The sequence below is a fragment of the Proteiniphilum sp. genome (assembly GCF_034331125.1).
Classification (GTDB): domain Bacteria; phylum Bacteroidota; class Bacteroidia; order Bacteroidales; family Dysgonomonadaceae; genus Proteiniphilum; species Proteiniphilum saccharofermentans.
In genome coordinates this window covers 123,439-136,225 of sequence record NZ_JAXQGC010000006.1, presented here as the reverse complement: position 1 = coordinate 136,225, position 12,787 = coordinate 123,439, and the positions used below count along the sequence as shown (strand labels likewise).

Sequence of the window (12,787 nt, the reverse complement as noted above, 5' to 3'; positions counted from 1 at the left end):
TTTGAATAAAACTGATATTGGAAAATAATTGTATGAAGAAGTTTTTATTTGTTTGGATTGCACTTTTGATCGGGCTAAGTGCTTTGTATGCTACCCGGACAACTGTTTCCCTTGAACAGGGATGGAAATTTACCCGCAACGATGATCCCAAAGCATCGGAGGTTGTGTATGACGACAGCAATTGGCAGACCGTGCGCGTACCTCACGACTGGGCAATATACGGTCCTTTCAGCAAAGAAAATGATATTCACCGGATGGCGATTGTGCAGGATGGACAAACTACTGCCATCGAGCATTATGGCAGAACCGGTGGCCTGCCTTTCACAGGGGTGGGGTGGTACCGGAACACTTTTTCCATACCCGGCCATTCGGAAGGCAGGAGAGTGATTATCCAGTTCGATGGTGCCATGAGTAATGCGCGGGTATTTGTCAACGGGAAGGAGGCCGGCTACTGGCCCAACGGTTACAACACTTTTTATTTTGACATCACGGGCTTAGTGCATAATGACGGGCAGGATAACCTGCTGGCGGTCCGTCTGGAGAATTTCGAAGAGCAGTCGCGCTGGTATCCCGGGGCAGGGCTTTACCGTAACGTGCATATCATTACTACCAACGAAGCTTATATCCCCGTTTGGGGCACTTACGTGACCACACCCGAAGTAAACCAGAAATTTGCGCGGGTGAATGTGAAAACAAAAGTGGTCACTTCAGGAGAAGGAAATTACAGGCTGGTGACAGAAATTAATGATGCGTCGTCGCGTGTAGTCGCATCAGATGAAGCATTGTTGACCCCATATGATCTTGGTGAAATTTCCCGGGACCTGTTTGTCGAAGATCCGTTACTGTGGGATATCAGGCAGCCCAATATGTACCGGGTAGTTTCAAAATTATATAAAGATGGGATACTGATGGATGAGTATAGTACCCCGTTTGGTATCCGTACCATTGAAATTGTGGCTGACGAAGGATTTATCCTTAACGGCAGAAAAGTGAAGTTCCAGGGTGTTTGTCTTCATCACGACCTGGGCCCGCTGGGTGCTGCGGTGAATGAAGCGGCTATCCGTCGGCAGATACGAATTATGCAGGATATGGGAGTAAATGCCATCCGTACCTCTCACAATATGCCGGCTCCGGAGTACGTGCGTATTGCCGATGAGATGGGTATGATGCTGATGGTGGAAACTTTTGATGAATGGGCTATTCCCAAGGTGAAGAATGGATATAACCGTTATTTCAACGAATGGGCTGAAAAGGATATTGTGAATGTCATCCATCATTACCGCAACAATCCCAGCGTGGTGATGTGGTGCATCGGTAACGAAGTGGAAGAACAGAGCAATAAGCAGGGCGCCAGGGTAGCCCGTTTCCTGCAGGATATCTGCCACCGGGAAGACCCGACCCGTCCGGTGACCAATGGGATGGATCGTCCCGATCATGTATTCTCCAATCACATGGCGGCTATCATGGATGTGCCCGGGTTCAATTATCGTTCCTTCCGGTACCAGGAAGCCTATGAGCGATTGCCTCAGCAGTTGGTGCTGGGAAGTGAAACCACTTCTGCCCTGAGTTCCCGCGGAGTGTATAAGTTTCCGGTGGAGAGAAGGTCGATGGCTATGTATGACGATCATCAGGCTTCGTCATATGATGTGGAACATGCGGCATGGTCGAACCTGCCGGAAGACGATTTTATCCAGCACGACGACCTGCCCTACACAATGGGTGAATTTATATGGACCGGTTTTGATTATCTGGGAGAACCCACCCCTTATTACAGTGCATGGCCCAGCCACAGCTCATTGTTCGGAGCCGTGGATCTGGCTGGGATACCCAAGGACCGGTTTTATCTTTATCGCAGCCACTGGAATAAGGAAGAGGGGACATTGCATATCCTTCCGCACTGGAACTGGGAAGGACGGGAAGGCGAAGTGACGCCTGTTTTTGTGTACACTAATCACCCCTCGGCCGAATTGTTTATCAACGGAAAAAGTCAGGGAAAAAGAACCAAAGACCTCTCTGTACCGCTCGAAGGAAGCTATACAGAAGAGGCGCAAAAGAATTTTGCACGACAGAAACGGTATCGCCTGATGTGGATGGATACCCGGTATGAGCCGGGAACTGTGAAGGTAGTGGCATACGATGAGCATGGAAATGCCGTAGCTGAAAAGGAAATCCGTACTGCGGGGGAACCCCATGGATTAGTGCTTGAAGCAGATCGGACCCTCATCAATGCCGACGGTAAAGACCTGGCATTTATTACGGTATCAGTAGTAGATAAAGACGGTAATCCCTGTCCCAATGTAAACGAACTGGTCAGGTTCAACGTGAAAGGGGCGGGCAGTTACCGGGCCGGTGCCAATGGCGATCCCACGAGTCTCGATCTTTTCCACCTGCCGCAGATGTACCTCTTCAACGGCAAACTGGTAGCGGTCGTTGAATCGACGGAGAAGCCCGGTACAATTACGCTGGAAGCAACATCCAAAGGATTGAGGAAAGCGAGTATAAACATTCAGGCAAAATAAGCCCGTTTCGTACAGGCTCATAAAACGGTAGGGTTACGTGGTAATGCCGCGTAACCCTACTTTATTTTTTGACTATGATAGAAGCTATTTCCTGATAATATCAGTCAGTTTTATGGCCTGGAATGTCATATGGGCCACACTGCTTTCGTATATAATACCAATGGTCTCTTTGTCGATCATCGTCAGGCACGAATATCCCCATCCGTGATCCTCATCGAGCAGTAACTGATACTCTTCAGGAAAAGAGATGCCACCATCCAGGCTGGCTTTAATCGTTATCTTATTCCGTTCCTTGGTAGAATTTGGGTTGGAGAACAATAAGATATCCCTGTTCAGTACATTATCTTTGGCATCTACCTGTAAAAGGCTGGCCATACAGACTGGCTCCTGTAGCACTTTACGGGATGAAGGATGTTCCGTCCATGTCAATCCCAGGTCTCCGGTTGTTGAAACGGCACGGCTACCACCCCGGTTATCCCGCATATTCAGCATAAGTACTCCCGGAGCTGTTTCAGCTACTTGTGCTTCCGTCGTGTTCGAGCGTGCCGGGTTATGGATTTTCCATGTTTCACCGCTGTCTTTGCTATACATGATGCCGGCAAAGGGAACGGAAGTGGAGTCGATAAATTGTATCGGAAAGACCAGCGTCCCGTCCTGCATGGTGATACCTCTTCCGGGACCTTGTAGCAAAAGCCTCCATGACGGATCTTTCACCTGTTGTGTGATATTGATAGGATCAGACCAGGTTTTACCGTCATCAGTACTTTTTGTAAGCACAAGTTGTCCGGTTTCGTTTATATCCATTCCGGGTTGCGAGTTGTGCCATGCACGCCTGTTCCCCATGCCGTGTGTCCATAATGCAATGATCCAGATTGTGCCGCTTTTTGTATCCACTAATATCGCGGGATCGCCTACGCCATTCTGCGCTTTCGGTAATCCCCCATATTCGCCGAAGCTCAAAGGAATACGCATCTCCTCCCAGGATTGTCCCTTATCGGTACTTCTACTTAATCCTACGTCTACATATTCCTGCAGGTCAACACTGTTATTATAGCGGACATCATACACTGCCAGCAATGAGCCTTCATTGCTTGTGGCTAATCCCGGGATACGATAAGCAGCTGCGCCATCATCGCCGGCATGGCGAACCCCAATTCCCATGCGATGTGCTGCCGGTTTATCCTGCCTTGTTACAGGTGCATTCTTCCCGTCGAGTTTAGCCGAAACAAGATCTACCCCAACCGTAGAAAGAAGCGAAGTGCTCGGTTTCATCTGCAAGCTAATCCAGAAATAGTTTATACCCGGAAACAGCCTATATGCCGGTGTAAAAATCACTTCGTCGGACGGTGATTGCTGCTCGTTTACTTTAATGGAATACGATGGGATTGCCTCACGTGTCTTCCCCTGCGCGTTATGACTTGAAATATACTGTACCGGTGCGTAGTGGATATTTCCCAGCCGTTCCGGCGCTTCAGTACCCCCGTAATACAATTTTACAGATGCTATTTCGTCCAGGTTGGTATTTTCGGCAAACCTGAGTTTGATCTCATCCAGCGTTTTTGAATTTCGGGCATCTATCCGAACGTAAAACAATACATTATCCAACCTGTCTATTAAAACGGGAATTTGTGTTTGTTTTATATATATCGTATCTGTGGCCTGGATGGTGAAGATGAAACAGGCAAGCAGGAAACTTAAAATAATTCTTTTCATTATAAAATGTTTTACAGTATAAGTAATCATTTAACAAAGCTACTGTAAAATTTCTATGAGTAAAAATTATTTTTCCAGATACACCGTTTATTTCTTTTTTAACCAGAATCTTTCGATATCTTCGAGTGATTTACCGGCGGTTTCAGGCATTAGTTTCCATACGATAAGCATATAAGGGATGCACATGATTGCAAACAGAAAAAATGTGCCGGCGGGGGTAGCGTTTTCGAGCATCCAGGGGGTAAGCTGTCCGATAAGGTAAGTACCGACCCATAACGAAAATCCTGCGATAGACATGGCCAGTCCCCTTATCTTTGTAGGATACATCTCGGAGAGGAACACGAAGATCACCGCACTGATGGAACCTGCCGTGAAGAAAATATAAGCAAGGAAACATCCCAGTAAAAATATACTCGACATGCCTAATGATTCACCTGTCAGGAAATAAATACCGATAAGGATCAAAGAGAGGATCATGCCGGAAACGCCGATATAAACCAGTTTCTTCCGTCCTATCTTGTCTATGATCAAAAGGGCAAGTACCGTGGTTCCCATATTGACCAGACCGATCAATGACTGATAGAACAGGGAATCACCGCTTGAAAGCCCGCTTGTCTCGAAGATGGACGGACCATAGTACAACACGGCATTCACACCCATGAATTGTCCCAGGATGGCGATGGCACAACCGATCAGTACCGCACGGAAGATGCCCGGTGTGAGAAGTAGTTTCCAATCCGATTTTACATCCGATTCCAACATCTGTTTGGTCTCATTGATCTGGAAAGAGACTTCCGATGCTTTGGTGTAAATCTTAGAGAGTATTCCCGATGCGGTTTCGTCTTTCCCTTTCACGATCAACCAGCGGGGGCTTTCGGGAATGAAAAAGATAATAATAAAGAACATCATGGCCGGAATGGTTTCGACACCGAGCATTCCACGCCAGATCTCTGTCCCGAAGATTTGATGCAATATCGAGTTTGATGAGGTAAATCCTGCAGAGAAATTTAGCAGATAGTAATTTGCCAGGTAGGCGCCCAGAAAACCTACTGTGACCGCAAGCTGGTAGAGGGAAACCATTCTACCACGATGGGAAGCGGGGGAAATCTCCGAGATATAGAGCGGACAAACAATAGATACAATACCGATACCTATCCCTCCTACAATTCGCCAAATGACCAGTTGGTTAAAGTCGGGGGCAATGGCGCATCCCAATGCCGAGGTGGTAAATAATACCGCTGATAGTAGCATTGTCTTTTTACGCCCGAAATAATCACTCAAAGCTCCGGCAAAGAGAACCCCACTGATTGAGCCTATCAGTGCGCAACCGACATACCAACCGCTTTGGAGCGTTGTCAAACCAAACTGACTTGTCACCTGGGACACCGTTCCCGAAATCACGGCGGTATCATACCCGAAAAGGAAACCGCCTAATGCCGCTACAACGGAAAGAAAGATCACATAACTGCTAATATTCTCTGCTTTCTGCATCTTTAGTTATAAATTAATATTCTATGTATATTACACTGTTGTTTCTCTTGAACCCGGGCGGTCTTTCCCCCTTTATTACAGATTAAAATATTCCTTATACCGGTTGTATAGATTCCCGGCCTGGCTATAGGCCGACTGCGGACTCATAAAATGGGAAAACTCAAAGGTGATTGCCCTGTCGTAGCCACATCGTTTGGCTGCCTCCAGCTTCATCCGGAGTTTATCAAATTTGATGGGTAGAAACTTGATCGGCATGTCGCGGTCGAACGACTCGGCGTTTGTCCAGCATTGCATCCCGTATTTGTCGGCCAGCTTTTTATTTACAGTGAAAAAAGCGTCCAACTCATCGTAATCGATATGTCCGTCCTGGAATGCCACGGCATCTACCACCTCGTGAATCCCGGCAAATATCTCATCCCACTCTTTCTCATGTTGCTGCACAGATACCGCTTCCTCTTTGCTTAGAGCTTCCCCGCTTGCAGCAACTGCTTTTTTACCGTCGATCCAGGGTGAGATAAATGTGGGCAGTCCCCCGGATACATCTTTACATTGCTTGCCCATGGCGTAGAAAGCGCCGATTGCCCCTTTGGTGGCACGGCTTATTTCACCGCTCACATACCATCCTCCGAAACTTTTGTATTTTTCACCGTAGTTTTTCCACACTTCATCGATCACATACTTGTTGTCTTCAATTTCATGGGTCATGTCGCCCGTTGTCCAATAATGACCGGAGTCGTACAGGCCGAAATAGAACTTCATGCCGTATTTCTCTGCCAGGCGCAGGTACATATCCACCAGGTCGACCGACGGCATGAAACATCCTTTGTTCAATAAATATTCCGACGGGTAGGTAATGAATTTCCTGTATCCGGAGCGGATCATGATCACAGTGTCGATACCGATGGCTTTCATATACTGGAAGTCCAGGTCCCATTCCGCCTCTCCCCAGTTCTGATGGGGAATATCGTGGGATATCTCATCCAGGAATGTACCGGTTATTTGTATTCCGTTATTCCCGGGAACAATAAGTTGGCTTTTCAATTCATTGTCCTTGTATATGTTGGATCGATTATCATTTGCTGAGGACGACTTCCCTGCGCCCTCGCAGGCAGATAATGCGGGAATAGCCGCTACCGAAGCACCCGCAAGAGCCGCTTTTCTGATAAAGTCTCTTCTGTTGTTCTGCATCATTTTTCTGTTTAATAGTTATTGAATATTTATATGTTGGATAGTATTATATAATTTATCGGCAAAACGCAGAAATCCCAAATCGGTGAAATGGATACCGTCGACAGTGGCTTCTCCGTCATTACCGATCAGGTCATCATTTGCCAGATAATATACGTTTTTGTCTCCTTCGTGCTTGATCTTTTCATATTCTTTGCGCAACAACCTGTTCTTTTCCGTTATGGTTTCATAGATGTTTTTATCATAAAAAGAATGAGGAAAAATAACTGTCTCCACAAAAAGAATGGGTGTATCGGGATTGGCTTTGCGTATTATATCGAAAAAAGGTCTGGTCTTCTCTGTCAACTGTGTAGCATTGACATTGGGAATAAAATCGAGCACGAACAGGGATGCATCCCGGCGGGTTGACATCAATTCTGCAATCTCATAATCGAGCTGCCCGTTTCCGCTGAATCCCAGATTGATGACTTCTCTGTTTAGCCTACGGGAAAGGATATTGGTATATGACATTCCCGGTCTCGTGGCACATCCGCCCTGAGTGATGCTGGTTCCATAAACGAGAATAGGATGGGTGGTGTCAGGGTAGAGAAGTGCCGGTTTTTTAATATAAGCTGTAGAATCTATTCCTATCGAAAGAGAAGCCACTCCGTCATAAAGCGGGAGGAACATCATATATTCCCGTTCCTGTGGTGTCATGCCAGAAATAATATTTCGTTCAGTCACTTTTCCGGAAGGGAGTCCGGCTTTCACGGGTTGCCAGTGATCCTCTTCCCATGCATAGAGATCGACACCCTTGATCCCCGTTTCGGTCATATGATTCATTCGGTTGTCCCCTGTTACTTCCCATTTTGCAGAAATAGCCGTACTGTTTGTCCTGAAACGTATTGCCAGTCCCGATGTGTTTTTTCCCAGGGTCCATACCGGGGGACGGCATATATCTTTCAGGCGTGCCGGGAGACGCTCGTACCTGGTTTCGGTCTCGTCCGACGTTTTTCCGATCAACGGGAATTGGTCCGCGTCATAATACACTTTTTGTGCAGGGAGCTGTAAAGCAAGAATACATAAAACAGATGCTAAGAATAGATTTGCTTTTTTCATTTCTCGTTTCTTAATAAATTACTTCCGGACTGCTTTTTAGCTGTTGATTACTTTATGTTTTGCCAGTTCTTCATACAATATCAGGGAATCAGGATGACCGGCGAAAGGCAAACTTCCCGGTTTATTCAATAATCCCGTATATTGGTAGATGAATATCTTTTCCACAAACGGTGAAACGGCTTCCAGTTGCCGGATAACCCTTTCAGCCGGAGCAGGCAGCAATGCGCTTTGGTATACTGTTCCTTCAAACCGGAACACCTCTACATCGGCCCATAGGCGGGATCTGGACGCTTTCTTATGAAGCCGGTGCAATTGCTCGAAATATCCTGCACTTTCGTCCACTCTGGTCTTTTCCACTCCGATTTCATCCTGATAAGCGATATAATCGACATTCAGCGACTCTAACTGACGTGCGTATTTGTCATCGGCCTTTACGTTCCTTGTGCCGTAAGGTGCGATCAGTGTTTTTGTGCCGGGAGTCAGTTTTGCCGCTTCGGCAGAAGATGCGTTTACATAATTGATAAAGAAATCTTCGTAATGTCCCGATATTCCCGTTTCATTCGGAAAATACCATCCGTAGAAGCTTTTATGATGCGCGTATTTTTCAGCGATCTCGTTCATGGCTGTCAACCGTAATTTATTGATTCCGGGATCTGTCATCAGAAAATAAGGATTCGTCCAGTCGCCAAAAAAATCGTTGCTGATGAAAAACTTTATTCCGTATTTGTCAGCGGCGTTCAATATAGTCTCGAGCGGGTCTTCACAACCCATTTCGTGTTGAGGAAGTAATACGGAAGGATAAAACGTTTTATCATATATGGCTACGTTGAGCAATACCAGATAGCGGATACCGCTGTCGGCAATTTCTTTTACCTTTGCATCCCATTGTGCTGCGGAGAATGTTTTCAGGGTCTCATTCCAGTATTTTCCTTCAGCAAGATTATGGTGCTGGAATTCAAACCAGGATCCTTCAATGGGTTTTATTTTTTCCGAATTGTGTCGGATAGCGGCCTGGATTTCATGAGAAACACTTCCTGCAATCAGTACTGTTCCTCCAAATCGTAAAAAATCGCGTCGTTTCATTGAGTAAATGTAATTTCTTTTATGGAAATAACTCCGCTTTCACGCATGTCTTTTTCTACATTATATAATATCCTTTTATATCTACATCTTTTTCAAAAGGATTTAGCAAGCTGTCAATCAACACTGCGGCTTCTGCACGGGTGAGTTGTTTATTCGGTTCATATCCGGGCAAGTCAAACCTTGTAAATATCTCTTTGGCAATAGATAGTATGTCTCTGTCGTAAGAAAGTTTTTCTTTATCGCCAATTGTGATGATCAATTCAAGCATATCATTCAGTACGACGGGAGTAGCCAGGTCGGAAATTTCGATATAAGGGTATATCTCTTTCATACCGCCGAGTTCAGACCATAAAACCGGATCATCCGCTCTGAACCAGGTTTCGTTTGACCAGCCTTCGTTTTTCCCGATACCCTGTAAAATACCGGTAGTTCCAATACGTTGTAAAGGCAGGAAAAGCGGATGCTCTTTTTCCACATCGAGATATGGCAAAAGGTAACCCCCTTGTGACAGGAGTACTTGTTGGACGTCGCGCACGGGTACTTTATCTATATCTGTCCCGCTTTTCACGCTTAGTGCCGCCAATACTCCCGCGGCCTGGCCTATTTGTAATACAACCGGCTGTAAACGGGTCGTACCATTGACGATATTGGAAACAGAAATAGATTTTTCAGCTACGATAAGTCCCTTTACATCCTGGGGTATCATCACACCCAGCGGAAGTCCGTATGAAGGAATAGAGTGAAAGTAGAGATGAGGGAGTGTTTCTTTTTCAGGATACCTTCCGTGGTGATGATCTACCGGATAATCTCCCACTGCAATACTGGTGCGATATAACTTTTCTGCCTGTGTATGGGGATCCACGATATGATTAAGCGTGAAGCGAACCAAACCGTGAATACGTAATGATTCACGATGGTAGGGAATCAACGGCATTTTGTCCGAAGTGGGAAATTCATCGTCTGCCAGTCCCAGCGTATTCATTCCCAATTCTTTTTGAATGAAATAAACGAAACGAAGCGTATGTTTTTTTGCTTTTTCCAGGGCTTCCTCGCGTTCCTTTTCACTTTTACCGATTAAGTTCACGTAATAATCGTTGCCCTCAATAGGCCAGTTGATCATATACTTGTTATTCGGTAGTTTGCCATAGAGCATCATTTGTTCTTTCGACCATAATACGTTTTTCGGGTCGGGGTTACTGCAGGACGGATTATCGCACGGGCAGGCAAACCAGCCTGGATCGTAATCTTCAGGTATAGGGATCGTCACATCTTTGCCGTAATCTTTCAGAATAGCCACATAGGTTAAATCCTGTATCACATCATTGGCTGTTTCCGGTGCGATCTCTTCTTTTGTTACTTCACGGCTTTCCATTCCCACATCGTACTTTACACCGCATTGGAACGCAACATCGCCTAATTCGGTAGCATCGATAACGATTCTCGGATAAAGCATAATTGTTTTCTCCGGTGTTTCAATGGTTACAATCCACTTCTCTTTTTCCTTTATAATTGATTTTAACCTGCTTTTGAAATGGATCTTTAAATCCTTTTCCTTCGCTACGATCTGTTGCAGGATTTTATTTCCAGCCGATGGCTCGAACAGCACATTGCTTACCCATCCGGTTTTCAGCGCTTCGGCGCTACCGTAATAATTTATCAGTGAATCTTTCAGTTCTCCCCAGAAACCGCCCGGCAGACGATAATTTCCGTCTACTGCGCTTACACCGGCGCTTGTAAGCATTCCGCCCAACCATTCCGATTCTTCTATAATCATCGTTTGTACTCCCATTCGTGCCGAAGCTATTCCTGCACTGACACCGCTGGTTCCTCCTCCAATGATAAGTACATCGGGGAATGGTGTGTTGTCTTTACAGCTTTGTGAAGTAAAGACTATTGAGAGGAGAATGAAGAGTTGAAAGGATATTTTTAGTATGCACATAGATTGAATCTTTTTCTAATGGGCTGGATCATTATTCCGGCCATTTCGTCTCTATTCCCTGACGTTCAATTTCTTTCTGAAAATCGGACAGAAGGTTCTTGTCCGCTCTGACGGCGCGAAACGGCACCTTTTTCCTGCCGGCAAAGGCGATCAGGCATCCCACTGCTTCACCGATGCTCCATTCCACCGGATGCAAACGGTAACAGCCGTTAGTAATGTGGGTTGTTCCTATATTTTTATTGGCAGGAAGGAGATTGTTTATTCTTTTCGGAAGAAGCGATCCCAACGGTATCTGAAAAGGGAGTGAAGAGAAATCGACATAGTTATTGCCGCGCGAACTGGGATGAAGATCGATATGATAATAGCCTATTCCTATACTATCATAGAAATCCGCAGCACGCTTACCTGCAATATTGCCGGCAACCTGTTTTCGGTTTTCTGCCCCCACATGTTCTTCAAGCACAGTGAATTCAGCTTTGATTCTTCTGGCTTCTCTAATGTAAGGATATTTAGCCATTCCATCTTCTGTACCCATAATATCGCCACGTAGCCTCAATCCGCGCCAGCCGACACCTCCATCCGCACGGGGAGCCTCTGTCTGAAGCCAATAAAAGAGTGAGTGGCTCAATTGCTTGGCCTTGTCGATATTTTTTTGAAACTCTTTTTCAGGAACATCAATCAGATTACCGGGAAAGAAATCATTTTGGGGCCAGTTTACAATTGTGATATCGCCATCATAGGTACCTTCAATAAAATTCTTTCGATTGATAATTCGCCTGTAATTCCACAGATTGAGTACACTTTCCAGATCTTTACCTGTAGGATCGAATCCCAGTTTTTTTGGTACTAACGTTTTCGGATCAGAATAGGATAAATCCAATAATCGTCCTGACCAGGGTGGCGTCATCTCCGGGACGTAATTTTTCCAGAAATCATATTCTTTAGGGGGATCCTGCACATTGTCTTTTCCGGGTTGATAGTCCATAGCAAAACAGACTGTGAAAGCCTGATTATTCATCGGATCTGCTTTTTCCGGAGCATGCAGTTCCCCTGTATCGTGTTTCGATTCAGTACCGGTAACATATTCAGTGCCTGTTAACGGAAGCAAATCGCCACACTCTGTCGCATCTACAAAGGAGTTGCCTGTGAGGATTATCTTGTCGCCTGAATAAAGGTGTATTACTTCTACATTCGTAACCCGGTCATCCTCTACGCCGGCGCTCTTTGCTTTATAATTGAACAGTAGCTGCAGTTTTCCGGTGCTCAGGTAAGGTGAAAGCATATCTGTCAATACCGATACGGCCACTCTCGGTTCATGACACAATCTGGAAACGCTTCCATCACCGGGATTGAGATGTTCCCGGGTACGGGCAGATTCTATTAACGGATAGTTACGACGATAGTAATCCCGTACCCTGTTTCTGAAGTCGCGATACGACTGCGGTGCACCGTGCGTCTCTATCCATTGATGTTCATCGGGGGGAACACCCTGTTGGGATACCTGACCGCCGATCCAGTCGGTCTCCTCAGTCATGATCACGCTTAGTCCGTTACGACAGCTGGCAAGAGCTGCTGCACAACCACCCATCCCTGCTCCGATAATGATAACATCTGCATGCATTTCAGATGCCCCGGAATTCTTATCTTTTTTATCGCCCCGTTTCTCAGATGTCACAAAACCATGACTTCCCTGTAGGGCAACAGAACCTCCCAAGAGAGAAGCGTAAGTGATAAAATTTCTTCTATCCATAATACA

Annotated in this window: 8 protein-coding genes; 1 reads left to right on the top strand and 7 read right to left on the bottom strand. The window is 45.8% G+C overall.

What is annotated here, in order from left to right; genetic code table 11:
- Nucleotides 1-32 precede the first annotated feature (32 nt).
- Entirely contained in the window at nucleotides 33-2,519 is a 2,487-nt protein-coding gene (locus tag U2P89_RS01960) for a DUF4982 domain-containing protein (RefSeq protein WP_322190469.1), read from the top strand.
- A gap of 84 nt (nucleotides 2,520-2,603) precedes the next feature.
- Here the strand turns inward: U2P89_RS01960 and U2P89_RS01955 are convergent, their stop codons facing one another.
- From U2P89_RS01955 to U2P89_RS01925, 7 genes are all read right to left on the bottom strand, one after another.
- Nucleotides 2,604-4,232, bottom strand: a complete 1,629-nt coding sequence (locus tag U2P89_RS01955; protein WP_322190468.1) for a sialidase family protein — start codon at nucleotides 4,230-4,232, stop codon at nucleotides 2,604-2,606.
- A gap of 87 nt (nucleotides 4,233-4,319) precedes the next feature.
- A complete protein-coding gene (locus U2P89_RS01950; RefSeq protein WP_322190467.1) occupies nucleotides 4,320-5,723 on the bottom strand; it encodes a sugar porter family MFS transporter in 1,404 nt (467 codons plus the stop codon).
- Between the two features lie 75 nt (nucleotides 5,724-5,798).
- Nucleotides 5,799-6,914: a DUF4434 domain-containing protein gene (locus tag U2P89_RS01945; RefSeq protein WP_322190466.1), complete on the bottom strand. Its 1,116-nt coding sequence runs from the start codon at nucleotides 6,912-6,914 to the stop codon at nucleotides 5,799-5,801.
- A 15-nt stretch (nucleotides 6,915-6,929) separates the two neighbouring features.
- Nucleotides 6,930-8,009 carry an SGNH/GDSL hydrolase family protein gene (locus U2P89_RS01940; RefSeq protein ID WP_322190464.1) on the bottom strand — a complete coding sequence of 360 codons (1,080 nt, stop codon included), beginning with the start codon at nucleotides 8,007-8,009 and terminating at the stop codon, nucleotides 6,930-6,932.
- 36 nt (nucleotides 8,010-8,045) lie between these two features.
- A complete protein-coding gene (locus U2P89_RS01935; RefSeq protein ID WP_322190463.1) occupies nucleotides 8,046-9,092 on the bottom strand; it encodes a DUF4434 domain-containing protein in 1,047 nt (348 codons plus the stop codon).
- 55 nt (nucleotides 9,093-9,147) lie between these two features.
- Nucleotides 9,148-11,031: an FAD-dependent oxidoreductase gene (locus tag U2P89_RS01930; protein ID WP_322190462.1), complete on the bottom strand. Its 1,884-nt coding sequence runs from the start codon at nucleotides 11,029-11,031 to the stop codon at nucleotides 9,148-9,150.
- A gap of 31 nt (nucleotides 11,032-11,062) precedes the next feature.
- Complete coding sequence (locus tag U2P89_RS01925) at nucleotides 11,063-12,781, bottom strand: FAD-dependent oxidoreductase (protein WP_322190461.1); 1,719 nt, start codon at nucleotides 12,779-12,781, stop codon at nucleotides 11,063-11,065.
- Nucleotides 12,782-12,787: the final 6 nt, after the last annotated feature.

What these genes read in the sequence shown, in the direction of transcription:
- U2P89_RS01935 (WP_322190463.1), bottom strand. Translation starts at nt 9,092, where the DNA reads ATGAAACGACGCGATTTTTTACGATTTGGAGGAACAGTACTGATTGCA.
- U2P89_RS01960 (WP_322190469.1), top strand. Translation starts at nt 33, where the DNA reads ATGAAGAAGTTTTTATTTGTTTGGATTGCACTTTTGATCGGGCTAAGT.
- U2P89_RS01955 (WP_322190468.1), bottom strand. Translation starts at nt 4,232, where the DNA reads ATGAAAAGAATTATTTTAAGTTTCCTGCTTGCCTGTTTCATCTTCACC.
- U2P89_RS01950 (WP_322190467.1), bottom strand. Translation starts at nt 5,723, where the DNA reads ATGCAGAAAGCAGAGAATATTAGCAGTTATGTGATCTTTCTTTCCGTT.
- U2P89_RS01945 (WP_322190466.1), bottom strand. Translation starts at nt 6,914, where the DNA reads ATGATGCAGAACAACAGAAGAGACTTTATCAGAAAAGCGGCTCTTGCG.
- U2P89_RS01940 (WP_322190464.1), bottom strand. Translation starts at nt 8,009, where the DNA reads ATGAAAAAAGCAAATCTATTCTTAGCATCTGTTTTATGTATTCTTGCT.
- U2P89_RS01925 (WP_322190461.1), bottom strand. Translation starts at nt 12,781, where the DNA reads ATGGATAGAAGAAATTTTATCACTTACGCTTCTCTCTTGGGAGGTTCT.
- U2P89_RS01930 (WP_322190462.1), bottom strand. Translation starts at nt 11,031, where the DNA reads ATGTGCATACTAAAAATATCCTTTCAACTCTTCATTCTCCTCTCAATA.